Source organism: Klebsiella sp. CN_Kp106, from assembly GCF_040064575.1.
GTDB lineage: Bacteria > Pseudomonadota > Gammaproteobacteria > Enterobacterales > Enterobacteriaceae > Klebsiella > Klebsiella michiganensis.
Genome location: NZ_JBEAIG010000063.1, coordinates 1 through 25336, shown reverse-complemented (window position 1 = coordinate 25336; position 25336 = coordinate 1). Strand labels below are relative to the sequence as shown.

Genomic DNA, 25336 nt, shown 5'->3' with positions numbered 1-25336 from the left:
CCTTATGCCAGCTGGCAGGCATCATCAAAAGGCAGACGCGGCAGGCGAGCGTACAGCTTGCCGGGATCGCCGTAGCCGATATTAATCAGCAGGTTGCTTTTCCAGGCGCCGTCGGCAAAAAACGCCGCATCGACTTTTTCGCGGTCAAAGCCCGACATGGGGCCGGTGTCGAGGCCCAGCGCGCGGCAGGCGAAAATCAGGTACGCCGCCTGCAATGAACCGTTGCGAAAGGCGGTCTCTTCCACCATCTGCGGGCTGGAGGTAAACCAGCTGCGGGCGTCGCCGTGAGGGAACAGCTCCGGCAGCCGGTCATAGAACGCGCTGTCCCAGGCGACGATAGCGGTGACCGGCGCCTGCAGGGTCTTCGCAACGTTGCCGCTCGACAGAGCCGGGCGCAGCTTCTCTTTGCCTTCCGGTGTGCGGATGAAAACGAAGCGCGCCGGGGAACAGTTAGCGGAGGTCGGTCCCATTTTCAGCAAGGCGTAGATTTCACGCAGCTGCTCGTCGCTGACCGGCCTGTCCAGCCAGCCGTTGTGGGTTCGGGCCTCGGTAAACAGCGCGGCGCAGGCGGCCGGGCTAATGGCTTCGCTCATAGGTTCTCCTGGGGGACGGGCAGCATCGCGGCCAGCCCGTCGCATAAAATAGGGTTAAAGGTGGCGGTATCGGTGACGTTGCAGGCGTGGCCGCCCCAGGCCATTTCCGCCAGCTGGCTGCCGGGGATTGCCGCCTGCAGCACGCGGGAGCAGGAGGCCGGGACCAGCAGATCGTCAGCGGCGCTGATAATCAGCGTCGGGCAGGTTATCGCTGCCGCCCGCCGCGAAAAGTTGGCCTGCTTGAGGGCGTTCAGCCTTTTCAGTAAATTCTCTTTGCCCTGGAAATGGCTGATGGCGAGCGCGTCTTCGGCCTCCAGCCGCGGCAGGCGAGAAGCCATCCACTCCGCCGGATAGAGGAACAGCGGCTGCGCTTCTACCCACGCCTGCGCGCCGCCCGCGTGCAGCAGGCGTTCGCGCACCAGAAAGCAGCGGCGGGTATGCGGGGAGAGCGTCAGCCAGCCGTTCACCAGCACCAGGGCGCTTATCGCTTCGGGATGGTCCAGCGCCAGCTGCAGACCGATCAGCGCGCCCAGGGCGTGACCGACCAGCGCAAAACGCACAATCCCCGCCGCCTGCAGCGCCGCGTTAAGCTCCTGCGCCATGGCCGCCATGCTGTAGCCGACGGGCAGCGGACCGCCGTTTTCACCAGTGCCGTTATGGTCATAGCTCACCAGCTGATAGTGCGGTTCGAGCGCCGCCCGCTGCGGTAGCCAGTAGCCGCCCGCGCCGCCGAGCCCGGCGCTCAAAACCACCACCGGCGCGCCCGGATAAGGCGCCGGGGAGATATTTAGCTTCATCATGCCGGCTTCCCGATATGCGCGACGGTGGCTATTTCCACCAGCGCATCGGGCTTCACCAGCCCGCACTGAATGCAGAAACGCGCCGGTTTGTCGCCGGGGAAGAACTCCGCGTAGACCTCATTAATCGCGGCGTAGTTTTTCCAGTCGGTGATAAAGATGCTGTTGAAGGTCACATCCGCCATACTGCCCCCCGCCGTCTCGATAACGCTCTTGATGGTTTCCAGCACGTGGCGGGTTTGCGCCTTTGGGTCGCCGATATAAACCACGTTGTTTTGCTTATCGAACGGCAGGGTGCCGGAGACGTAAACCACGCCGTCGGCCAGCGTGCCCGGGACAAACGGGGCGATAGGCGTGGTGGTGCCTGGCGGAATAATCACCTGTTTAGGCATAACGTTTCTCCTCGGAAAAGGCGCGCGGCGCGGCGGGCTCAAGGGCGGTACAGAAGCTGGCGACATCGCTGACCCAGCCAAAGAAGGTTTCGATATTGAACAGCGCCGCCTGCTGGGCGAACGCCGGACCGGCCTGATGGGTGGCGTCTTCCAGCACGATACCGAAATACTCGAGGAAGAAGCCGTCGCGCAGGGTCGATTCCACGCAGACGTTGGTGGCAATACCGGTAAAGATCAGATGGCGGATGCCGCGGCTGCGCAGAATGCTGTCGAGCGCGGTGCTAAAGAAGCCGCTGTAGCGCGGTTTCGGCAGCACGATATCGCCGGGCTGCGGCTTAAGCTGATCGACCAGCTGATAGTCCCAGCCGCCTTTCGCCAGCAGCTTGCCCTGCAGCTCCGGGTTCTTTCGCATGGTTTTCAGCGCGTTGGATTTATGAAAATTCGGCGAACCGGGGCCGCCGGCCTCCACGTACTGGTCGTCCCAGCCGTTCTGGAACCAGATAATCAGCATCCCGGCGGCGCGCGCGGCGGCCACGGCGACGTTGATATTGTCGATAACCGGGCGGGTGGCGGAAACGTCAAATCCGGCGAGGTCGAGATAGCCGCCCTGGCTGGCGTAGGCGTTCTGCATATCGACAACGATCAGCGCGCTCTGCTGCGGCGCAAAGGTCAGGGATTCCGGGCGAGCGGGCAGGGTAATCATCAGGCAACCTCTTGAGTCATGGTGGCGATATGGTCGCGGCAGCGCATTAGCGGCTGAATGCGCTGACCAAAGGCTTCGATACCGATAAGGAAATCATCAAACGTCAGCAGCACGCCGTCGGTACCGGGGACCGCCGCCACTTCGTCGAGCATGCGGGCGACGCTGGCGTAAGAGCCGACAAGGGTGCCCATGTTGATATTGACCGCCGAGGTGGGGTCGGCCATCTGGCGCACGTTGGTGTCGCTGCCGGAACGGGTGTCTTTCTGGCTCTGTTCGGTAAGCCACGCCAGCGCCTCGTCATCGGCGCCGGCTTTGTAATGTTCCCATTTGGCGCGGGCCGCCTCGTCGGTCTCGTCGGCGATCACCATAAACAGGACGTAGGAGCCGACGTCGCGGCCGGTTTTTTCCGCCGCCTGCATCATGCGCGCGGCGGTGGGGGCAAAGGCGGCAGGGGTGTTCACGCCTTTACCGAAGCAGAAGTTGTAGTCAGCGTGTTGGGCGGAGAACGCCATACCGGCGTCGCTTTGCCCGGCACAGATCACTTTCATCGGCTGCGACGGCTGCGGGCTGACGCGGCAGTCGTTCATCGTGAAGTAGTCGCCTTTAAAGTCGCTGCGCCCGGTTCCCCACAGGTCGCGCAGCACCTGGACATATTCGGTGAGATAGTCGTAGCGGCTGGCGAAGTAGTCGTCGCCCGGCCAGATGCCCATCTGCTCGTATTCCGGCTTTTGCCAGCCGGTGACCAGATTGACGCCAAAGCGGCCGCCGGAGATAGAGTCGATAGTCGAGGCCATGCGCGCGACGATCGCCGGGGGCAGCGTCAGCGTGGCGGCGGTGGCGTAGATCTGAATGCGCGAAGTGACGGCCGCCAGTCCGGCCATCAGGGTGAAGGATTCCAGATTATGATCCCAGAATTCGGTCTTGCCGCCGAAGCCGCGCAGTTTAATCATCGACAGCGCGAAATCGAAGCCGTAGTGTTCGGCTTTTTGCACGATGGCCTTATTGAGCTCAAACGTCGGCATGTACTGGGGAGCATGGGTGGAAATCAGCCAGCCGTTATTACCAATCGGAACGAAGACACCAATTTTCATACCTACCTCTCTGCATGTCGTTGAACAAGAAGGCGCGGCGCTGCATCCTGCATCTCCCTCAATCACCTCGCCTGAAAGATAAAGCAAAGGCGATGCCAGTTTTGCAAAGGCTAATGTTATTAAGGTGTTGCTGGATGGTTGCTGAAAATAGCAGCAATAAAAGTGGACTGAATGGTCAAAATCGGTGCACGAAAAAACCGCAGTCGTGCGCAATCAGGGTGCAGAGAGTCGTGTCGGCGCTGGGCTTTTGCTATGCTGATGGCGTGAAAAGAAGGAGATAACGAATGGCACAGGGCGGCGTGAAAAAGATCGGCAAACGCTCACAGGCGGTGAGCGCGAAAAAAGAGGCTATCCTGGCCGCCGCGCTGGACGCGTTCTCGCAGTTTGGTATCCACGGTACCCGGCTTGAGCAGGTCGCCGAACTGGCCGGGGTATCGAAAACGAACCTGCTCTACTACTACCCGTCGAAAGAGGCGCTGTATATTGCCGTGCTGCAGCAGATTCTGGCTATCTGGCTGGCGCCGCTAAAGGCCTTCCGCGAAGATATCAGCCCGCTGGTGGCCATCGGCGAATATATCCGCCTTAAGCTGGAGGTTTCCCGCGATCACCCGCAGGCGTCAAGGTTGTTCTGCCTGGAGATGCTGCAGGGCGCGCCGCTGCTGATGGGCGAGCTGACCGGCGATCTGAAAGCGCTGGTGGATGAAAAGTCGGCGATTATTTCCGGCTGGGTCGAGAGCGGCAGGCTGGCGCCGGTTGACCCGCAGCATCTGATCTTTATGATCTGGGCGACCACACAGCATTACGCCGATTTCGCCACTCAGGTTGAGGCGGTAACCGGCGCGACGCTGCGCGATGAGGCGTTTTTTCAGCAAACCGTCGATAACGTCCAGCGGATGATTATCGAAGGGATTCGCGTACGTTAATTGGCGGGCGGCAGCGGGCAGCTCTGATCGCCATCCTCGCACTGCAGCAGCGAGGCGAGGAACGATTCGCGCTCGACGGTTTTATCGGACATGCACTGGTTGATCAGCATCGGCTGTACGCTGCCGCCTTCAGCGCCGGAGGCGAGGAATTGACAGTCGGCGTCGCGCAGGGCAATCCACGACAGCTGCGCTTTTTTCAGCAACTCCTGCTGCTTGCCGGAGGCGCGCTTCAGCGCTTCCTGGTACGTTTCATTTAGTTTTTTGTCGTCAGCCTGGTACCGCTCGGCGGTGCACTGGTTCATTTCCGTTTGATTGCTGGCGTTGCTGCATTCGTCCGCCAGCGCATGGGTGCTTGCCAGCAGCGCGGCAAAAGCGAGTAAAGTGCGTTTCATTGGTCAACTCCCATAAAAAAAGCTCCCGTCCGGGAGCCTTAATTAACCACAGCCTGCGTCTGGTGTCATTAGCTGACGTTGTGCCGTCTGCTTTCCCGGGGGCGGCGCAAAGCGCCTTGCCCGGGCTACTGATAGTGCGGGCTGTGGTTGGGTAGCCCGGGTAAGGCATCAGCCGCAACCCGGGAAGCAGGCTTAGCCAATCGTCATCAGGCTGGCGTTGCCGCCGGCCGCGGCGGTATTGACGCTGAGCGAACGTTCAATATAGAGGCGCTCCAGCAGCAGATTGCTCTCGCCGCGGGCGAATCCCTGCACCGACACGATCGCGCCATCGCGCGCCGCCACCTGTTCGCACAGCTCCCGCAGCTGATCGGAATCGCCGTGGTAGATAACCGCATCGAAAGGCTCGGTCGTCAGGGTTTCCGCTTTGGCGAAGTGGATCCGCGCGCTGACCTCACGCGGCAGCTTTTTCGCCAGCTCGCGCTGCAGAGGGGCGTCCGGCCACAGCACTTCGCAGCCCACGGCGGTCACGCCCGCCAGCTGGGTGAGCGCGTCCTGCTCATTATCGGCCACGCACAGCACGCGGTCGCGCGGCATAAAGGTCAGGGTGTTGCGCTCGCCGGTTGGCCCCGGCAGCAGACGCTGGGTTCCGGCCTGCGCCTGCTCGCTGAACTGCTGGCACAAAGCCTGCAGCTCCGGGCGATCCGCCGCCCACTGCTGTAAAGCGACCAGCGGTTTTTCCAGCAGCGTCTTCAGCTGCGCGTCCAGCGGATACTCCGCGTCCTGGCGGGCGAGGGTAATCCCTACGGCGTTCTGCGGGCGGCTGGAGAGCAGTCGATACAGATACAGCGGGCCTCCGGCTTTTGGACCCGTACCCGACAGGCCCTCGCCGCCGAACGGCTGCACGCCGACCACGGCGCCGACCATATTACGGTTGACGTACAGGTTGCCGACGTTGGCGCTGCCGGTGACCTGAGCGATGGTTTCGTCAATACGGGTATGCACGCCGAGGGTCAGACCGTAGCCGGAGGCGTTGATCTGTTTGACCAGCCCGTCCAGCTCGTTGCGGTTATAGCGCACTACGTGCAGCACCGGGCCGAAGACCTCTTTTTTCAGCTCATCGAAGCTGTCGAGCTCAATCAGCGTCGGCGGAACGAAAGTACCGCTGGTCCACTCGCGGGAATCTTCGCCGTTTTCGCGCACCGCCTGGAAGACTTTGCGCCCTTTGGCGCGCAGCGTCTGGATGTGGCGCTCAATATTCTCTTTGGCTTCGGCGTCAATCACCGGCCCGATATCGGTGGTCAGACGGCCCGGATTGCCCATCCGGCACTCGGCCATCGCGCCGCGCAGCATGGTCAGCGTATGATCGGCGATATCATCCTGCAGGCAGAGTACGCGCAGGGCGGAGCAGCGCTGCCCCGCGCTGTCGAACGCCGAGGCGAGCACATCGATCACCACCTGCTCGGTTAATGCTGAAGAGTCGACGATCATCGCGTTCATGCCGCCGGTTTCGGCGATCAGCGGCGTCGGACGACCCTGAGCATCCAGCCGGCTGGCGATATTGCGCTGCAGCAGGGTGGCGACTTCGGTTGAGCCGGTAAACATCACGCCGCGTACGCGTTCGTCGGAAGTCAGCGCGGCGCCGACGGTTTCCCCGCGGCCCGGCAGCAGCTGAATAACCCCCGGCGGTACGCCCGCTTCCAGCAGGATCGCCACGCCCTGAGCGGCGATGAGCGGCGTCTGCTCGGCCGGTTTTGCCAGCACGGTATTGCCTGCCGCCAGCGCGGCGGCAATTTGTCCGCTAAAGATCGCCAGCGGGAAGTTCCACGGGCTGATACAGACGACCGGGCCCAGCGGGCGATGGGTTTCGTTGTCAAAATCGTTGCGCACCTGACCGGCGTAGTAGTGGAGGAAGTCCACCGCTTCGCGCACTTCGGCAATCGCGTTGCTGAAGGTTTTCCCCGCTTCGCGCACCAGGATGCCCATCAGGGTCGGCATCTGGCCTTCCATCAGCACCGCGGCGCGTTCGAGGATCGCCGCGCGCTCCTGCGGCGGGGTGGCGAACCAGATTGGCGCGTTGTTAACCGCGCTGGTCAGCGCCTGCTGAACTTCGTCCTCGCTGGCTTCGCGCACGTAGCCGACGATATCTTTTGGCTCTGCCGGGTTCACGACCGGCTGCATTTCGCCTTCGGCCACCGGGTGCTCCAGCATCGGCAGCGCCTGCCATTTATGCAGCGCGCTGTTTAATAACGAGGAGGAGAGGGAGGCCAGACGATGCTCGTTGGCGAGATCCAGACCGGCTGAATTGCTGCGGTCTTTGCCGTAAAGGTCGCGCGGCAGCGGGATTTTCGGGTGCGGAAGACCCACCTGGCCCTCCTGCTGGGCCAGTTTTTCCACCGCGGCGACCGGGTCGGCAACCAGCTCATCCAGCGGCAGGGTGCTGTCGGCGATCCGGTTCACGAACGAGGTGTTGGCGCCGTTTTCCAGCAGACGACGCACAAGGTAGGCCAGCAGCGTTTCGTGGGTGCCGACCGGCGCGTAAATACGGCACGGGCGGTTGAGTTTGCCATCGGCGACTTTACCGGTCACCTGCTCGTACAGCGGCTCGCCCATGCCGTGCAGGCACTGGAATTCGTACTGTCCCGGGTAGTAGTTCTGCCCGGCCAGCTGATAAATTGCCGCCAGGGTGTGAGCGTTATGGGTCGCGAACTGCGGATAGATCAGGCTCGGCACCGCCAGCAGCTTTTTCGCACAGGCCAGATAGGAGACGTCGGTGTAGACCTTGCGGGTATAGACCGGATAGCCTTCGAGACCGTCCATCTGCGCGCGTTTGATTTCGCTGTCCCAGTAGGCGCCTTTGACCAGACGAATCATCAGGCGGCGACGGCTGCGGGTCGCGAGGTCGATCAGGTAGTCAATCACGAACGGGCAGCGTTTTTGATAGGCCTGGATCACAAAGCCAATCCCGTTCCAGCCCGCCAGCTCCGGTTCAAAGCAGAGTTTTTCCAGCAGATCGAGAGAGATCTCCAGGCGATCGGCCTCTTCGGCGTCAATGTTGATACCGATATCGTACTGGCGCGCCAGCAGGGTCAGCGATTTCAGGCGCGGGTATAGCTCTTCCATCGCGCGGTCGTACTGGGCGCGGCTGTAGCGCGGGTGCAGCGCGGAGAGCTTAATCGAAATGCCCGGTCCTTCATAAATGCCCCGTCCGTTGGAGGCTTTGCCGATGGCGTGGATCGCCTGCTGGTAGGAGACCATATAGGCCTGGGCATCGTCGGCGGTCAGCGCCGCTTCGCCCAGCATATCGTAGGAGTAGCGGAAGCCTTTGTCTTCCAGCTTGCGGGCGTTGGCCAGCGCTTCGGCGATGGTTTCGCCGGTGACGAACTGCTCGCCCATCAGGCGCATCGCCATATCGACGCCTTTACGAATCAGCGGTTCGCCGCTTTTGCCGATAATACGGTTCAGCGAGCGCGACAGGCTGGTTTCGTTGTGGGTCGAGACCAGCTTGCCGGTAAACAGCAGCCCCCAGGTGGCGGCGTTGACGAACAGCGACGGGCTGCGGCCGATATGCGACTGCCAGTTGCCGTTGCTGATTTTGTCGCGGATCAGGGCATCGCGGGTGGCTTTGTCGGGAATGCGCAGCAGCGCTTCCGCCAGGCACATCAGGGCCACGCCTTCCTGCGAGGAGAGCGAGAACTCCTGCAGCAGGCTCTGCACCATTCCGGCGCGGCCGCTGGCGGTTTTCTGATTGCGCAGCTTCTCCGCCAGCTGATAGGCGAGCTTGTGCGCCTGTTCGCCGAGAGTCTGCGGCAGGCGAGCCTGCTCCAGCAGCATCGGCACGGCGTCGGTTTCGGCCCAGCGCCAGGCGGCGGTGATCGACGCGCGGGAAACGGACTGCGGCAGGATCTGCTCGGCGAAATCGAGGAAGGGCTGATAAGGTTCGTCAGCCGGATGACCGGCCTCATCGCTTTCGTTCGCCGCGCCGGACAGCAGCGCCGGCAGCTCCGGCAGCGTCTCGTCGTTTTCCAGCTTTTCCAGATAGTTGAAAATGGCCTGTTTAATCAGCCAGTGCGGCGTGCGGTCAATACGGCTCGCCGCGGATTTAATGCGTTCACGCGTCGCGTCGTCAAGTTTTACACCCATGGTGGTGGTGCCCATGTCAGGAACTCCTGTAATAGAACGTCTTCGTGCCAAGATGAGGTTGCGTAGAAATATCTACCATGTTGCAACTTTGTGCAACCTTGTTAATTGAGAATTGTGTGGCAGGTAGAAAAACGCCGGGAATGTTAAAAATGATGATGAAAATAGCAGGTATTTATCCCCTGTCTAATAAGGTATTTCTATGCGTCACTTAACACTTTTGCGTGGTGCAACCGCTAAAAACGTGAGAGAGTGCAACCTATAACAAAATGAAGTTTGGTCCCGGAAGCATTTCGTGTAAATGCTGTGTTAAATCGTTTGTGAAAAAACAAAGCTTCCGTCAGGATACGGTCGCCCAATACAACCAATAGGCCATTGCCCCGTTCCGGTAGTGGATAAAACGACAAATTTGGACGCTGTCGACAAAAATTCTGGAGATTTTTACATGGCTATTAGCACACCCATGTTGGTGACTTTTATTGTTTATATTTTTGGCATGGTACTCATCGGCTTTATTGCCTGGCGCTCGACAAAGAACTTTGATGATTATATTCTCGGCGGCCGCAGCCTTGGCCCATTCGTCACCGCGCTCTCCGCCGGAGCCTCCGATATGAGCGGCTGGCTGCTGATGGGGCTACCGGGGGCGATATTTATTTCCGGTATTTCCGAAAGCTGGATTGCCATTGGCCTGACGTTAGGCGCATGGATTAACTGGAAGCTGGTGGCGGGGCGTTTGCGGGTGCATACCGAGGCGAATAATAACGCCCTGACGCTGCCGGATTATTTCACCGGCCGTTTTGAAGATAAAAGCCGCGTGCTGCGCATTATCTCGGCGCTGGTCATTTTGTTATTTTTCACCATCTATTGCGCTTCCGGTATTGTGGCCGGCGCGCGTCTGTTTGAAAGCACCTTTGGCATGAGCTACGAAACCGCGCTGTGGGCCGGGGCGGCGGCAACCATTATTTATACCTTTGTCGGCGGCTTCCTCGCGGTAAGCTGGACCGATACCGTTCAGGCCAGCCTGATGATATTCGCCCTGATCCTGACGCCGGTGATGGTGGTGATTTCCGTCGGCGGGTTTGGCGATTCCCTGGAAGTGATTAAGCAAAAGAGCATTGAGAACGTTGATATGCTCAAAGGCCTGAACTTCGTGGCGATTATTTCGCTGATGGGCTGGGGCCTGGGCTATTTTGGTCAGCCGCATATTCTGGCGCGCTTTATGGCGGCGGATTCGCATCACAGCATCGTTCACGCCCGTCGCATCAGCATGACCTGGATGATCCTCTGCCTGGCGGGCGCCGTGGCCGTCGGTTTCTTCGGAATTGCCTACTTCAATAACAACCCGGCCGTTGCCGGTGCGGTTAATCAGAACGCTGAACGCGTCTTTATCGAACTGGCGCAGATTCTGTTCAACCCGTGGATTGCCGGGATCCTGCTGTCGGCGATTCTGGCGGCGGTGATGTCCACCCTGAGCTGCCAGCTGCTGGTGTGTTCAAGCGCCATTACTGAAGATCTTTATAAAGCGTTTTTGCGTAAAAATGCCGGGCAGAAAGAGCTGGTATGGGTAGGACGCTTTATGGTGCTGCTCGTCGCGTTAATTGCGATCGCCCTGGCGGCCAACCCGGAAAACCGCGTGCTGGGTCTGGTGAGCTACGCATGGGCAGGCTTTGGCGCGGCGTTTGGCCCGGTGGTGCTGTTCTCGGTGATGTGGTCACGAATGACCCGTAACGGTGCGCTGGCCGGGATGATCATCGGCGCCTTAACGGTCATTATCTGGAAGCAGTTCGGCTGGCTGGGCCTGTATGAAATCATCCCAGGCTTTATCTTTGGTAGCCTGGGGATTGTGGTCTTCAGCCTGCTGGGTAAAGCGCCCTCCGCCGAGATGCAGCGACGCTTCGCCGAAGCGGACGCCCATTATCACTCCGCGCCGCCGGTGCGCGCGACAGCCGAGTAATCCTCTGCAACCCCATCAAGCCCGCGTAATGCGGGCTTTGTTATTTATGCCTCTTGCTAATGGCTTGAAAATACGCTGATATCTCAGCACAAATAACAATGAGGGTAGCAAAATGAGTTTCAAACAGGGTGCAGTGGCGCTGGTACTGGCAGGGATATTAAGCGGCTGCGTAGCGCCCGCCGCGAAGAGGGCTCCGGCGGCGGACGCTAACGCCTGCCCGGCGGATAACGCCATGGTGCAAACCACGCTTTATTTCGGCTTAAGCCGTCCGGCCGGGAAGGATATTACCGCGCAGGAGTGGCAGCAGTTCGTTGACCGCGACGTGACGCCGCGCTTTCGCGATGGCCTGACGGTCTTTGACGCGCGCGGGCAGTGGCTGGGCAATGACGGTACCGTGGCGCGCGAGCAGAGCAAAGCGCTGATGCTGATTCACGGCAAAGATGAGAAGAGCGAAGAGGGGATTGAGGCGCTGCGCACGACCTATAAATCACGCTTTGCTCAGGAGTCGGTGATGCGCGTTGACCAGCCGGTCTGCGTACATTTTTAATTTGAATCAGGTGATATTCCCGGGTTGCGGCTAACGCCTTACCCGGGCTACATAGCTACGCGGGCCTGTTACCCCGGGGTAACAGGCCAAACGCGCTTCGGTTACAGTACCAGCCCCGCAAAGCTGGCGGAGAGCAGGCTGACCAGCGTTGCGCCATACACCAGGCGCAGGCCGAAGCGGGAAACGATATTCCCCTGCTGCTCGTTCAGGCCTTTAATCGCCCCGGCGATAATGCCGATAGAGGCAAAGTTGGCGAAGGAAACCAGGAACACGGATAAAATTCCCAGCCCGCGCGACGTCATGCTGGCGGCTATTTTTTGCAGCTCAATCATGGCGACAAATTCATTGGCCACCAGTTTCGTCGCCATAATACTCCCGGCGTTCAGCGCATCGCTAAGCGGAATGCCAATCAGCCACGCCAGGGGATAAAAGACGTAGCCGAGGATCTGCTGGAAGCTCAGGCCAAATATCGTGGCGAACAGGGCATTTATGGCGCTAATTAAGGCGATAAAACCAATCAGCATCGCCAGAATAATCATCGCGACTTTAAAACCGGCCAGAATATATTCACCGAGCATTTCAAAGAAGCTCTGGGATTCATGCAGTTTTTCAAGCTTGATCTCCTCCTCGCTGCCCGGACGCGTCGGGTTAATGATCGACAGCACAATAAAGGTGCTGAACATATTCAGGATCAGCGCGGCGACGACGTATTTCGCGTCGAGCATACTCATATAAGCGCCGACGATGGAGAGCGACACCGTCGACATCGCGGTGGCCGACATGGTGAACAGGCGGCGGGAAGAGAGATCGCCGAGCACGCCTTTATAGGCAATAAAGTTCTCTGATTGACCGAGAATCAGCGAACTGACCGCGTTGAAGGACTCCAGCTTACCCATACCGTTAACCTTTGACAGCAGGGTGCCAATCAGGCGAATAAAAATTGGCAGAATACGCCAGTGCTGAAGAATACCGATGAGCGCGGAGATAAAGACAATGGGGCACAGCACGCCAAGGAAAATAAACGCCAGCCCTTTTTCACTCATGCCGCCAAATACAAAGTTGGTGCCTTCGGCGGCAAAGCCGAGCAGTGATTCAAAAAAGGATGCGATATTTTTCACTAGCCACAGGCCGCTTTCGGCGTGGAGAAAAAAGAAAGCCAGGGCAACTTCAATAATAATTAACTGGATAATATAGCGAATGCGGATTTTTTTACGGTCGTAGCTGGCAAGCCAGGCAAGGGCGAGGATAACCACCAGCGCCAGCAGGAAGTGCAAGAATTGAGTCATGTCGTTTATTTCGCAGGTCAATAAGGCCGCCATTTAGCCACAGCTGGGCAGCCGGGTAAATATCTGGCGCAAAAAATCCCGTCCTCCTGCCCGAGGGGCCTGGGCTGCGAGATAATCGCGCAAGTCATTATTTGTTCGCGACTGATTTACAAATCGTCATCATTCACTCCACATTTCACTTGTGTTTCTGATTATTGTAATGATAATCACTATCATAAATATTTACCTATCTTTGCATCAGTTGACTGCGGTTCACATTTAAGGGTGTTGGCATGTTTGTCCCATTTCTCATCATGTTACGTGAAGGCCTGGAAGCTGCGCTGATTGTCAGCCTGATTGCCAGCTATCTGAAACGCACCCAGCGCGGTAGCTGGATTGGCGTCATGTGGATTGGGGTGCTGCTTGCGGCGGCGCTGTGCCTGGGCCTCGGAATTTTTATCAACGAAACCACCGGCGAGTTTCCGCAGCGCGAGCAGGAGCTGTTCGAAGGCATCGTGGCGGTGGCGGCGGTGTGCATTCTGACCTGGATGGTGTTCTGGATGCGTAAGGTGTCGCGCAACGTCAAACAGCAGCTTGAGCAGGCGGTTGATAATGCCCTCCAGCGTGGAAATAACCACGGCTGGGCGCTGGTGATGATGGTTTTTTTCGCCGTCGCGCGTGAAGGCCTGGAATCGGTCTTCTTCCTGCTCGCCGCTTTCCAGCAGGATGTCGGAATCTGGCCGCCCATCGGCGCGATGCTCGGTCTGGCGACGGCCATCGTTTTAGGGTTCCTGATCTACTGGGGCGGCATCCGCATGAATCTCGCCGTCTTTTTCAAATGGACCAGCCTGTTTATTTTACTGGTGGCCGCAGGCCTCGCCGCGGGGGCTATCCGCGCCTTCCATGAGGCCGGACTATGGAACCATTTCCAGGCGGTCGCCTTCGACCTGAGCAACGTCATTTCGACGCACACCCTATTCGGCACGCTGCTGGAAGGGATCTTCGGCTATCAGGAAACGCCGACCGTCAGCGAAGTGGCGGTCTACTTTATCTATTTGATCCCGGCGCTGGTGCTGTACGTCTCGCCGCCGGGTAAAAAAACCACCGCATCCCGGGCAGCGTAGTCGGGCATCGCGGATTGCAATAGTGACAACATACTTATCGAAAGGGATGGTCATGATGAATCATTTTCGTCGTAATGCGCTGCAGCTTACGCTTGCTGCGCTGTTCAGCTCGGCTTTTTACGCCCAGGCGGCCGATATTCCGCAGGTCAAAGTGACCGTCACCGACAAACAGTGCGAGCCGATGAACGTCACCGTGAAGGCGGGTAAAACCCAGTTCATCATTCAGAACCACAGCCAGAAAGCGCTGGAGTGGGAGATTCTGAAAGGGGTGATGGTGGTGGAAGAGCGGGAGAATATCGCCCCCGGCTTTACGCAAAAGCTGACGGCCAACCTGCAGCCGGGTGAATATGATATGACCTGCGGCCTGCTGACTAACCCGAAAGGCAAACTGACGGTGACCGGCGAGGCGACCAAAGATGCTGCCAAAGCCGATGCGCTGCTCAGCCTGGGTGAAGCCATTACCGCCTATAAAGCCTGGGTTAGCGCCGAGACCGCGGAGCTGGTTAGCGGCACGAAAGCCTTTACCGATGCGGTGAAAGCGGGCGATATCGAGAAGGCGAAAGCGCTGTACGCGCCGACGCGCCAGCACTATGAACGTATTGAACCGATCGCCGAACTGTTCTCCGATCTCGATGGCAGCATTGACGCCCGCGAGGATGACTACGAGAAAAAAGCCGAAGATCCGAAATTCACCGGCTTCCACCGGCTGGAAAAAGCGCTGTTTGGCGATAACAGCGTCAAGGGAATGGATAACTATGCCGATCAATTGAACGCTGACGTTCTCGAGCTGCAAAAACGCATTAGCGAACTGGCGTTCCCGCCGTCAAAAGTGGTCGGCGGCGCGGCCGGTCTGATTGAAGAAGTGGCCGCCAGCAAAATCAGCGGAGAAGAAGATCGCTACAGCCATACCGACCTGTGGGATTTCCAGGCCAACATTGACGGCGCGCAGAAAATCGTCGACCTGCTGCGTCCGCAGCTGCAAAAAGAGAACAGCGCGCTGCTGGCGAAGGTGGATGCCAACTTCAAAAAGGTGGACGCCATTCTCAGCAAATACCGCACCAAAGATGGCTTTGAGACCTATGACAAGCTGACGGATGCCGATCGTAACGCGCTGAAAGGCCCGATCACCACGCTGGCGGAAGATTTGGCCCAGCTGCGCGGGATCCTGGGTCTGGACTAAGGCGATGGCTGAGCAAAAATATGATGTTAATCAACCGTCCCGGCGGCGGTTGTTAAAAGGGATCGGCGCGCTTGGCGGCGCGCTGGCGATATCCGGCGGCTGCCCGGTGGCGCACGCGGCAAAAGACAATAGCTCTCCGGGCACGGTGTCGCCGGATGCGCGTCAGGAAGCGCAGCCGTTTTATGGTCCACATCAGGCAGGAGTGCTGACTCCGCAGCAGGCGTCGATGATGATTGTCGCCTTTGATGTGCTGGCCAGCGATAAAGCGGACCTTGAGCGGCTGTTTCGCCTGCTGACCCGGCGTATCGCCTTTCTGACCAAAGGCGGTCCCGCGCCGGAGACGCCGAACCCGCGGCTGCCGCCGATGGACTCAGGCATTCTCGGGCCGTGGATCGCCCCGGATAATTTGACGATCACCGTCTCGGTGGGGCATTCGCTGTTTGACGAGCGTTTCGGCCTGGCTAATCATGCGCCGAAGAGGCTGCAAAAGATGACGCGTTTTCCGAACGATTCGCTGGATGCGGCGCTGTGCCACGGCGATCTGCTGCTGCAAATTTGCGCCAACACCCAGGATACGGTGATTCACGCCCTGCGGGATGTGATTAAGCACACCCCGGATTTGCTCAGCGTGCGCTGGAAGCGGGAAGGGTTTATCTCCGACAGCGCCGCGCGCAGCAAGGGTAAAGAGACGCCGGTGAATCTGCTGGGCTTCAAAGACGGCACCGCGAATCCGGTGAGCACCGATAAGGCGCTAATGGATAAAGTGGTGTGGGTCACCGTCGACCAGGGAGAGCCAGCGTGGGCGACGGGCGGCAGCTATCAGGCGGCGAGGATTATTCAGTTCCACGTTGAGTTCTGGGATCGCACGCCGCTGAAAGAGCAGCAGACTATTTTTGGCCGCGATAAACTGAGCGGCGCGCCGCTTGGGATGCAGTACGAGCACGATGTCCCGGATTACAGCAAAGACCCTGACGGCGATACCATTGCGCTTGATAGCCATATTCGTCTGGCGAACCCGCGTACCCCGGAAACCGAATCCAGCCTGATGATGCGCCGGGGCTATAGCTATTCGCTGGGGGTGACCAATTCCGGTCAGCTGGACATGGGGCTGCTGTTTGTTTGCTACCAGCACGATCTGCAAAAAGGCTTCCTGACGGTGCAAAAGCGCCTGAATGGAGAAGCGCTGGAGGAGTACGTGAAGCCCATTGGCGGCGGCTATTTCTTTGTTCTGCCGGGGGTTATCGACGATCGGCATTATCTCGGGCAATCGCTGCTCGAAGCCTGACGTACCTGCCCGCAAGGGCAGGGCGTTTTCTGCTGTTTTTCCATTCATTTTTTGTATTTCCTGCCTTGTTTCATTTTTCTGTAATCTTATAGTCGGAAACTCTCCTCAGCTGCGATGAGAATTATTTGTTGTCTGTGTGTGAAAAATAAGTTGCGCTTAGAATTATTTCTGATGTACTTATTACAGGCGCGGTAGTTCTCGGCAGTAGTCTCGTTTCATTATGGAGATCGCGAATGCCCGATTGCTGTAACGGAAAACGTCAAACCCCAGACCGTACTTATCAGCACGGGAGCCCAACTTCCGGCCGCGATTTTCACACCGCAAAATCCTCCTCCTCTATCAAAGAAAACCAGAACCCAGGCAAGGTTACCGGTGCGCGTAGCCGTGACCCTCTGCCAATTCGTCAGGCAAGCAATGGCTTACAAGGAAGCCAAACCTCAATCGTTAGTGCGCATAATCGCGTCGATCGTGGCGCGTGTGATGTAAACCAACAACGCAAGGTGCTATCCATGGGAAGACAAAAAGCAGTGACCAGAGCTCGTCGTGAGGCCAAACGTGTGCTGAGACAGGATTCGCGAAGCCATAAGCAGCGCGAAGAAGAATCGGTCACATCGCTTGTGCAAATGAGTGGCGTAGAAGCCATTGGCATGGCGCGGGATAGCCGCGACGCATCGCCAATCGAAGCGCGCAATGACGCTCAGGCGCATTATTTGAATGCCATCGACAATAAACAGCTGATCTTCGCCACGGGCGAGGCCGGGTGCGGTAAGACCTGGATTAGCGCGGCAAAAGCAGCTGAAGCCCTGATCCATAAGGATGTGGACAGAATTATTGTTACCCGTCCCGTTCTGCAGGCCGACGAAGATCTCGGCTTCTTACCGGGAGATATCGCCGAGAAGTTTGCTCCCTATTTCCGACCGGTCTATGACGTGCTGGTGAGAAGGCTAGGGGCTTCCTTTATGCAGTACTGCCTGCGTCCGGAAATCGGCAAGGTGGAAATCGCGCCGTTCGCCTATATGCGCGGACGTACATTTGAAAATGCGGTGGTGATTCTGGACGAGGCCCAGAACGTGACCGCTGCGCAAATGAAGATGTTTTTGACCCGCCTCGGGGAGAACGTGACGGTTATCGTCAACGGCGACATTACCCAGTGCGATTTACCTTCAGGCGTACGGTCGGGTCTGACCGATGCGCTGGCGCGTTTTGAAGAGGATGAGATGGTGGGTATTGTGCGCTTTACAACCGATGATTGCGTGCGCTCAACGCTTTGCCAGCGCGCGCTGAAAGCCTACTACTGAGTACTTCTGCGTCTGCAAAGCCCGGGTGACCGGGCTTTGTTTTTGCTGCACTACAGAAGAGCCTGCAGTGAGGGAGCGGCCATCGTGGCTTCAAAAGGAACGATCTCGACTTTCGCTACGCCCGATTGCTGAAATGGATCCTGGCTCAGCCAGTTTTGCAGCCCATCCATATCATCGCCTTTAGCCAGAATCACGCCGCCGGACCTGGGGATTTTACGCCCCGAAGCGAGAAATATTCCGTCAGCATAGCCTTGCTTAAGCCATTCCACGTGCGCAGCAAGCTGAGCGTCTACCTGATCAAGCGGTTTAACGTAAGTCAGAACAACAACGGCAATGGTGCTCATTTTCCTTCCTTAACATTTAAATGTAACGCTGCAGAAGCTTATCATTCACGTGAACAGCGCTTCAGGTTTTTTTAATCAACTGACGCGGTGGGTGTCTGGACGAGCGCGGGATCGATTAAAATGTCCAGGTGATTGCCGCGGTCACGGAACCTTCATTGCGCCGTGAGACTATCGGGCTGTCAGCGGCGTGTTCTCCGAGCCAGGTATAGCCGGCGCTGAGCGTGGAACCCCAATGCTCGTCATATTGATGGCTCCAGGTCAGCGCGTTGTCGATGCCGTAAAATCCGCCGGGTGCGCGATAGGGGCGATAGCCGGAACGGGCGCTCTGCCGTTGATCGACCCCGTAAAACGTATTGGCGTACCGGCCGTCGCCAAACAGCGCGGCGGACTGTAAGGCAACGGTGTCCTGCGAGTTCTGGAGCAGCAGGAGGGTTGCGGAGGTCTGATAATGCACGCCCTGGGCGTCGGTAAGGGGAAGCGTAGCCTTACCTTCAACGGTGAGCCACGGCGTGACCGACCAGCCGACGGCGAAGGCGGTATTCATGGTGGCTTTAATATTACCCATCCCCTTCAGCGTATTTTCCCCATCGCGCCAGCCTGAGTTTTTTTCCGCTCTCCCGAGGTCATAACCGAGCGTGTGCTCGAAGTAGAGACCGCTGTCGCCAGCCAGGTCATAGCCTATGCCTTTTTGACTATCAATAAAGAAAGCGCCTTTCCGCCCCTGTAGTACGGGAACCACCTGCCAACTCTGCTTGTCAGAGCCGCTGTAACGAGGCGCGTATTTTCCGCCCACCCCGATAGTCAGCCCATCGGAAGGCGCGGCGGCTTCATCGGCACGCGCGCCGGGTGTTACCGCCATTAAAAACGGCACGACCATATACGGCGAAATTTTTCTGGCTATCATACTGTTCTCCACGTGGACGCGGGCGCCGCCGATAAGGACGCGCCGCAGAATGCCGGTGCAGTATGGTTTTGCTGAATCAATGAACGGTCGGGATAGTGTTAAGAAACGGTCAAGGTGAACAGATGTTGTCCAGAAGAGTGTTGATAATTGAAGATGACGCCGATGCGGCCGGGGTTCTTGAGGCCTATTTACGCCGGGAAAACTATGATGTGGCGGTCACCGTGGATGGCCTCGCTGGGCTGGATATGGCGCAGCGCTGGAAACCCGATCTGATTCTGCTGGACGTGATGCTGCCCGGGCTGAACGGCACCGAGGTGCTGGCCAGCCTGCGGCGGAAAAGCGATGTGCCGGTGATTATGGTTACCGCGATGGGGGATATGCCCGATCGTATTGGCGCGCTGCGCTATGGCGCCGACGATTATGTGGTGAAACCCTATCATCCCGGCGAAGTGGTGGCGCGAGTTCAGGCCGTGCTCCGGCGGAGCCGCAAAGCGGAGACGCAGGAAGACATTCTGCGCTGGCAGGGGCTGGAGGTGGACGTCGCTGCCATCGTCGCGACCGTCAGCAATCCGGGGGAACCTGTCCACGTTCTCGATCTTACCCCGACCGAGTTTTCGCTTCTGGCTACGCTGATGCGCGCCCCCGTCCGTCCCTTTTCGCGACAGTATCTGCTGGAGCGCTGCCTTCCTGAGAGCGAAGCGCTTGAGCGCGTGGTGGATACGCATATTTATAACCTGCGTAAAAAACTGGAGGGGGCGGGGGTATCCGGGGTGTTAGTCAACGTTCGCGGCGTGGGCTACAGGTTCAGACAGCCATGATGAAAACCCGTCACTCCTCTCTCTGGCGTTGGATTTGCGGGCGCATTCTGGCGCTGGCCATCGGCAGCGTAATGGTTATCGCCACCTGTATGTGGCTGCGTTTCGCCGTGCAGAACTATTGGATCATGCACAAAATGCCGCCCGCTTTGCGGGAGGAATTCGTTGCGCTCAGCCGCAATCCGGAGGCCAACCCGGCGCGTTTTCATCAGATTGTCGATACCTGGTGGGGATTGAGCTATTCCACGCCCTCTATCGCCTCGGCGGACTGGGTGACCGTGGCGGTGCTGGTGCTGGTTATGATCCCCTTCATTGTCGTCATGGGGCTCCGCTACGCCCGTCCGCTCTCGCTGCAGTTCAGCCGTCTTCGTGATGCGGCGAAGGACGTCACCGGGGGGCAATTTGGCCGCCAGGCGGAGCTGATTGAGGACGCGCCAGCGGAAATGATCCGCTTTGCTGCCGACTTTAACAAAATGACCGGCCAGCTGGCCCGCTATGATAAAGAACTCCGCGCCTCGCATGTTGCGATGGCGCATGAGCTTCGCTCCCCGCTGACGGCGGCGATTGGCCGTCTGCAGGGCATGCTGGATGGCGTTTTTGATACCCAGCCGCAGCAGCTGGAGATGGTGATGAAACAACTCCAGCATCTGAATCGATTGACCGATGAGCTGCATCTGCTTTCCCTGGCGGATGCCGGCAATCTGGTGCTCGATGAGCGGCCATTTTGTCTGGATGAGCTCCTTCAGGAGCGAGCCGCATGGTTAACGCCGCAGGCGGACGCGCAGAGCGTGACGATCGCCATTCAGCCATCGCCGTCCTGTCCCTTCCGCGGCGATGCTTTTCGCATGGGCCAGGTATTTAGCGTACTGATGGAAAATGCCGTACGCTACGGGCGCAGGGGGGGACATCTGGCAATTACGCTGCGCCGCGGCGAGGGCGCTTACACTATTGATTTTGTCGATGACGGGCCCGGCGTGGCGAGGCATTTTTTACCGGATATGTTTGAACGTTTTACCCGCGAGGAGGCGTCCCGCGCCAGACACTCCGGCGGCAGCGGCCTCGGATTATCCATTGCGCGCGCTATCTGCGTGGCGCACGGGGGGCGCATCAGCGCGTCGCTACCGGCGAGCGGCGGCCTGCAGATTCGCGTTGTTCTGCCGTACGCTCCCGCCGCAGAAGAAAACAGCCTGCCTTGATAATCCCTTGACACAACGTCGAGCCATTCTCGATGAATGTGTCATGTAATGGCGCCATTTCCCGAACGGAGTGGCGTTATGTTATATGAGTTAGTTCTTTCCCTTCGTCAGTGCGTGTACGCTTTGCTCGGCGCAGAACGGACGCTATCCTGGTTTGCGCTGTTGCCGCCGATCGTACTGATCCTGATGATCGTACCGCTTGTGGGCTGCGGCGATAAAAGCGCCGAAAAGCCCGCGCCGGCCCGCCCGGTGCGCTACGTGGTGGTGGGTTCCCCGGCGACGCTTCCCGCTCTGGAAAGAACGGGCGAAATCCACGCGCATGATGAGACGGCCCTGAGCTTTCGTACGGCGGGCAGGATGCTGACGCGCGCGGTGGATGTCGGCGATCGGGTCAACTACGGGCAGCTGCTGGCGACGCTTGAAGAGACCAGCGCGCGAAATCAGCTGGACAGCGCGACGGCTGATGATGAGAGCGCTCGAGCGACCGCCCGGGTCGCCGCGCTGAACGTTAACCGGATGCAGAAGCTCATCGCCACGGGCGCAATCGCCCGCTCTCAGCTGGACAGCGCGCAGGCGGACTGGCTGGTCGCCAGCGCCCGGGTGAAGAGCAGCGAGGCCGCTTTGCGCAACGCCAGGGAAAGCCTGGGCTGGACGCGTCTTACTTCGCCGGGTGAGGGGGTTATCACGGCGGTCAGCGCCTCTCCCGGTCAGGTGGTCAGCGCCGGAGAGACGGTGGTGACGCTGGCGGCGGGTCAGGCGCGCGATGTGGTGTTTGATATCCCGGATCCCGCTAAGGTTGAGGCGCAAAGGGCGGAAGAATTTCAGGTTGCTTTGCTCAGCGATGCCGGGGTGAAGGCCTATGCTGTTTTGCGTGATATTAGCCCACAGGCCGATCCCCAGACCCGGACATGGCGCGTCAGGGCAACGCTCAAGAAACCGCCCGCCGCGATGGCGCTGGGCGCCAGCGTCACGGTAAGGCTGCCGTCATCAGGCTCGACGGGGTACGCCATACCGGCTTCTGCGCTGAGCCGCTGCGGAGATAAACCGGCCGTCTTTGTGATTACCCCGCAGATGCAGGCGCAGCTGCGCGTTGTCGTTCTCGCCAGCTACACGGCTTCTTCCGCGATCATCGCCTCCGGCCTTGTGCCCGGCGATCGGGTTATTACCGCCGGCGTTAGCAAACTGCGCCCGGGCGAAAAAGTCGTCGCCGGAGAGAGGCTGCCGTGAAAATAGCGCCGTCAAAAAATCGCTTTAACCTTTCTGCATGGGCGCTGGAAAACCCGCAAATGGTCAGTTTCTTTATGCTGCTGATTATGGTTATCGGTTCGCTCAGCTATACGCTGCTGTCGCGAAATGAAGATCCGGCTTTCACTATCAAAACGGCGGTAGTCTCGGCGCAGTGGCCGGGCGCGTCGGTAACGGATACCACGCATCTGGTGACGGATGTCCTGGAGAAAAAATTACAGGAAACGCCCTGGCTCGATTATATCGAAAGTGAAACCCGAGCCGGGCAAACGGTTATCTATATTAATCTCCGCGATGACACCCCGGCGCACAACGTCCCGGCGATCTGGTACCAGATCCGCAAAAAAATGCAGGATATTGCGCCATCGCTGCCGGAAGGCGCGCAGGGACCGAGCGTGAACGATGAGTTTGACGACACGTACGGCACCATTTACGGATTTATCCCTGACGGATATAGCCTTGAAGAGGTGCGACAGCGGGTGGAGACGATCCGCCGTGAACTGATGTCCGTGCCGGATATCGGCAAAACGGTCCTCCTTGGCGAGCCGCAGGAGCAGATAGTCATCGCTTTTTCGCCCGCCCGGCTGGCCGGTATGGGGCTTACCATTCAGCAGGTTGCGGACGCTCTGAAGGCCCAGAATGCGGTGGTGCCGGCAGGAACCCTGCGCACCGGGCAGGAGAATATCACCCTAAACGTCAGCGGGGCCCTCAGGAGCGAAGCGAGCCTGCGCGCCGTCATCCTGCACATCAACGATCGCTATCTTCCCCTGACCGATATTGCCACGATTGAAAGAAGTGCGGCCGAACCGCCTTCAGCGGCGTTTCGCGTCAACGGACGTCCTGCCGTCGGGCTGGCGATTTCCATGGCGCCGACGGGCAACATGCTGCGCTTTGGCGAGACGCTGAATAACAGAATGCGCGCCATCGGCGCCGGGCTGCCGCACGGCATCGAAATAGTTAAAGTGGCTGACCAGTCGGCGGTGGTCAGCGGCGCCGTAAGCGGATTTGTCCGGGTACTGGTGGAAGCCGTGCTGATTGTGCTGGCGGTTTCTTTTGTCTCGCTGGGATTAAGGGCCGGGCTGGTGGTGGCCGCGGCGATCCCGCTGGTGCTGGCGATGACCTTTGCCGGGATGCTGCTGGCAGGCATTGGTCTACAGCGCATCTCTCTCGGGGCCCTGATCGTTGCGCTAGGGCTGCTGGTGGATGATGCCATGATCGCCGTGGAAACCATGGTATCCCGGCTTGAGGCCGGCGATACGCGACGGCAGGCGGCGACGTACGCTTTCCAAACCACGGCATTTCCGATGTTGACCGGTACGCTGGTCATGATTGCCGGGTTTATTCCCGTCGGTTTTGCCTCATCCAGCGCGGGCGAATACTGCTTTTCGCTGTTTGCCGTGGTGCTGATGGCGCTTCTGAATTCATGGGTCGTGGCGATTCTGTTCTCCCCTTTGACCGGAACGTGGCTGCTGCCGGAAAAGCTGAAACATCGTGCCGCAGGCCCGGGCCGCATGGCGCGGGGATATGGACGACTTCTGCGTACGGTGCTGCGCCACCGGCTTGCCACCCTGGGAATAGCGCTGGCCGCGCTGGGGCTGTCGGTGTACGGGACCACGTTTATGCAGGGGGAGTTTTTCCCTTCATCGGATCGCCCGGAGCTGCTGGTCAGCCTGACGCTTCCGGCCAATGCTTCGCAGACGGAAACGGAGAAACAAACGGAGAGGCTGGAAAGGGCGCTCGCCGGGAATCGCAACATTGACCATTATTCGACCTATATTGGGGCGGGCGCCATCCGCTTTTATCTGCCGATGGATGTTCTGCTGGATAATGAAAATACGGCGCAGCTGGTGGTGGTGGCGAAAGACCTGGCCGCCCGCGACCGCCTGCGGGAACAGTTAAACGCGCTGCTGACCACGCAATTCAGCGATCTGACCTCGCGCGTTTCGCCTCTGGAGCTAGGGCCTCCGGTGGGCTGGCCGATCAAATACCGGGTCAGCGGGCCGGATTATCTCAAGGTCAGAGAGTATGCCGGGCGTCTGGCCGAGGCGATAGGGCGCTCGCCGTTAACCCGGGAGGTAAACCAGACCGCCGGCGAGCCGGAGAGAACCATCGTCCTGCAGGTGAACCAGACTGCCGCGCGGGCGGCGGGAGTGTCATCGCAGAGCCTGGCGCAGACGCTTAATACCGTCTGGTCAGGCACGACGGTCACATCGCTGAGAGACAATGACCGGCTGGTTGATGTGGTGCTGCGGGCGAACGACAGCGAGCGATTGAATCTTGCCACCCTGTCATCGCTGACGGTTGAGGGGCGCGGTGGAGAAAAAGTTCCCCTCAGCGCGGTGGCCACGCCAACCTGGGGAGTGGACGATCCGGTGCTCTGGCGTCGGCAAAGATTGCCGTTTATCACCGTACAAACCGACCTCGCGCCGGGAATGCGGGCAGAAGGCGTATCGAACGGTCTGCGCCCGACGGTGGATCAACTGCGCGCGGGTTTACCCACCGGTTACAGCATTGTCGAAGGCGGAGTGGTCGCGGAGTCCGAAAAAGGCAACAGCTCGGTATTGAATATTTTACCCGTCACCCTCGGCATTATGCTGTTATTACTGATGCTTCAGCTGCGGCGCTATTCTCGTATGCTGCTGGCTCTGTTCATGGCCCCGTTCGGCTTGCCGGGGATTGTTATGGCCATGCTGCCGGGCGACACGCCAATGGGATTTGTGGCTCTGCTCGGCGTCATCGCGCTGGCGGGGATGATTATCCGCAATGCCGTGATACTTATCACTGAAGTCGACGGCAATCAGGCTCAGGGCATGGAAAGCGATGCCGCTATTATTACCGCCGCAGAGCACCGGGCCAGGCCGATATTTCTGACCGCCTGCGCCGCGATACTGGGTATGGTCCCCATCTCTCATCAGGTATTCTGGGGACCGATGGCGTATGCCATCATTGGCGGGCTGATTGTCGCGACGCTCGTCACGTTAACCGTGCTGCCGGCGTCCTTTAGCCTGCTGCTGGAGAGGGGAGGATACCGGGAAAAACGTCCCGCCGCTTAATAACACTGGATGGCCGGGGGCGACCCCGGTCGGGGTGCAACAGGCGAAAAAAAAAGCCCGTACTTGCGTACGAGCTCTTCTTAAAATATGGCGGTGAG

The 25336-nt window shown here is 59.0% G+C and carries 21 protein-coding genes; 11 read left to right on the top strand and 10 right to left on the bottom strand.

Annotated elements, in window-relative coordinates; genetic code table 11:
• Positions 1–2: 2 nt before the first annotated feature.
• From ABLU96_RS21395 to rutA, 5 genes are read right to left on the bottom strand one after another with little or no spacing between them, the layout of a single operon-like run.
• The gene (locus ABLU96_RS21395) at positions 3–593 is read right to left on the bottom strand and encodes a malonic semialdehyde reductase (protein WP_014228796.1); all 591 of its coding nucleotides are present in this window, start codon (positions 591–593) and stop codon (positions 3–5) included.
• Positions 590–1393 (bottom strand): pyrimidine utilization protein D, encoded by an 804-nt coding sequence (gene rutD, locus ABLU96_RS21390; protein WP_047724110.1) that lies wholly within the window; start codon positions 1391–1393, stop codon positions 590–592. The genes ABLU96_RS21395 and rutD overlap by 4 nt, the downstream gene beginning before the upstream one ends.
• Positions 1390–1782 (bottom strand): pyrimidine utilization protein C, encoded by a 393-nt coding sequence (gene rutC / locus ABLU96_RS21385; RefSeq protein ID WP_004131297.1) that lies wholly within the window; start codon positions 1780–1782, stop codon positions 1390–1392. Before rutC ends, rutD begins: the two co-directional genes overlap by 4 nt.
• Complete coding sequence (gene rutB, locus ABLU96_RS21380) at positions 1775–2485, bottom strand: pyrimidine utilization protein B (RefSeq protein WP_046876529.1); 711 nt, start codon at positions 2483–2485, stop codon at positions 1775–1777. The genes rutC and rutB overlap by 8 nt, the downstream gene beginning before the upstream one ends.
• Complete coding sequence (rutA, locus tag ABLU96_RS21375; RefSeq protein WP_032749627.1) at positions 2485–3576, bottom strand: pyrimidine utilization protein A; 1092 nt, start codon at positions 3574–3576, stop codon at positions 2485–2487. The genes rutB and rutA overlap by 1 nt, the downstream gene beginning before the upstream one ends.
• A 284-nt stretch (positions 3577–3860) precedes the next feature.
• Here rutA and rutR point away from each other — a divergent pair, with 284 nt between their 5' ends.
• Complete coding sequence (rutR, locus tag ABLU96_RS21370) at positions 3861–4499, top strand: HTH-type transcriptional regulator RutR (RefSeq protein ID WP_004849813.1); 639 nt, start codon at positions 3861–3863, stop codon at positions 4497–4499.
• Here the strand turns inward: rutR and ABLU96_RS21365 are convergent.
• Both ABLU96_RS21365 and putA read right to left on the bottom strand, forming a co-directional pair.
• The gene (locus tag ABLU96_RS21365; RefSeq protein WP_014228800.1) at positions 4496–4891 is read right to left on the bottom strand and encodes a lysozyme inhibitor LprI family protein; all 396 of its coding nucleotides are present in this window, start codon (positions 4889–4891) and stop codon (positions 4496–4498) included. The genes rutR and ABLU96_RS21365 overlap by 4 nt on opposite strands.
• 192 nt (positions 4892–5083) lie before the next feature.
• A complete protein-coding gene (putA, locus tag ABLU96_RS21360) occupies positions 5084–9046 on the bottom strand; it encodes a trifunctional transcriptional regulator/proline dehydrogenase/L-glutamate gamma-semialdehyde dehydrogenase (RefSeq protein WP_032749626.1) in 3963 nt (1320 codons plus the stop codon).
• Between the two features lie 427 nt (positions 9047–9473).
• On the opposite strand from putA, the gene putP reads away from it, so the two are divergent.
• The gene (gene putP, locus ABLU96_RS21355; protein ID WP_047724109.1) at positions 9474–10982 is read left to right on the top strand and encodes a sodium/proline symporter PutP; all 1509 of its coding nucleotides are present in this window, start codon (positions 9474–9476) and stop codon (positions 10980–10982) included.
• 112 nt (positions 10983–11094) lie between these two features.
• Positions 11095–11529 (top strand): DUF3574 domain-containing protein, encoded by a 435-nt coding sequence (locus ABLU96_RS21350; protein ID WP_025106253.1) that lies wholly within the window; start codon positions 11095–11097, stop codon positions 11527–11529.
• A gap of 101 nt (positions 11530–11630) precedes the next feature.
• On the opposite strand, the gene ABLU96_RS21345 is transcribed toward ABLU96_RS21350, so the two are convergent.
• Positions 11631–12815, bottom strand: a complete 1185-nt coding sequence (locus ABLU96_RS21345; protein WP_064405426.1) for a nucleoside transporter C-terminal domain-containing protein — start codon at positions 12813–12815, stop codon at positions 11631–11633.
• A 272-nt stretch (positions 12816–13087) separates the two neighbouring features.
• Here ABLU96_RS21345 and efeU point away from each other — a divergent pair, with 272 nt between their 5' ends.
• From efeU to phoH, 4 genes are all read left to right on the top strand, one after another.
• Positions 13088–13918, top strand: a complete 831-nt coding sequence (efeU, locus tag ABLU96_RS21340; protein WP_064405254.1) for an iron uptake transporter permease EfeU — start codon at positions 13088–13090, stop codon at positions 13916–13918.
• A 52-nt stretch (positions 13919–13970) separates the two neighbouring features.
• Positions 13971–15098 (top strand): iron uptake system protein EfeO, encoded by a 1128-nt coding sequence (gene efeO / locus ABLU96_RS21335; RefSeq protein WP_025106254.1) that lies wholly within the window; start codon positions 13971–13973, stop codon positions 15096–15098.
• A 4-nt stretch (positions 15099–15102) separates the two neighbouring features.
• A complete protein-coding gene (gene efeB, locus ABLU96_RS21330) occupies positions 15103–16383 on the top strand; it encodes an iron uptake transporter deferrochelatase/peroxidase subunit (RefSeq protein ID WP_064405255.1) in 1281 nt (426 codons plus the stop codon).
• A gap of 509 nt (positions 16384–16892) precedes the next feature.
• A complete protein-coding gene (phoH, locus tag ABLU96_RS21325) occupies positions 16893–17681 on the top strand; it encodes a phosphate starvation-inducible protein PhoH (protein ID WP_014228807.1) in 789 nt (262 codons plus the stop codon).
• A gap of 50 nt (positions 17682–17731) precedes the next feature.
• On the opposite strand, the gene ABLU96_RS21320 is transcribed toward phoH, so the two are convergent.
• Both ABLU96_RS21320 and ABLU96_RS21315 read right to left on the bottom strand, forming a co-directional pair.
• A complete protein-coding gene (locus ABLU96_RS21320; protein ID WP_014838068.1) occupies positions 17732–18025 on the bottom strand; it encodes a YciI family protein in 294 nt (97 codons plus the stop codon).
• Positions 18026–18140: 115 nt separating this feature from the next.
• The gene (locus ABLU96_RS21315; RefSeq protein ID WP_064405257.1) at positions 18141–18929 is read right to left on the bottom strand and encodes a MipA/OmpV family protein; all 789 of its coding nucleotides are present in this window, start codon (positions 18927–18929) and stop codon (positions 18141–18143) included.
• A gap of 122 nt (positions 18930–19051) precedes the next feature.
• Here ABLU96_RS21315 and ABLU96_RS21310 point away from each other — a divergent pair, with 122 nt between their 5' ends.
• From ABLU96_RS21310 to ABLU96_RS21295, 4 genes are all read left to right on the top strand, one after another.
• The gene (locus ABLU96_RS21310; RefSeq protein ID WP_049071411.1) at positions 19052–19747 is read left to right on the top strand and encodes a response regulator; all 696 of its coding nucleotides are present in this window, start codon (positions 19052–19054) and stop codon (positions 19745–19747) included.
• A complete protein-coding gene (locus ABLU96_RS21305; protein ID WP_064405259.1) occupies positions 19744–20940 on the top strand; it encodes a HAMP domain-containing sensor histidine kinase in 1197 nt (398 codons plus the stop codon). Before ABLU96_RS21310 ends, ABLU96_RS21305 begins: the two co-directional genes overlap by 4 nt.
• A gap of 78 nt (positions 20941–21018) precedes the next feature.
• Positions 21019–22167, top strand: coding sequence for an efflux RND transporter periplasmic adaptor subunit (locus ABLU96_RS21300; protein WP_032749614.1), 1149 nt, complete (start codon positions 21019–21021; stop codon positions 22165–22167).
• On the top strand, positions 22164–25238 hold the full coding sequence (locus tag ABLU96_RS21295) for an efflux RND transporter permease subunit (protein ID WP_064405261.1): 3075 nt from the start codon (positions 22164–22166) through the stop codon (positions 25236–25238). The genes ABLU96_RS21300 and ABLU96_RS21295 overlap by 4 nt, the downstream gene beginning before the upstream one ends.
• The last annotated feature ends 98 nt before the right edge of the window (positions 25239–25336 follow it).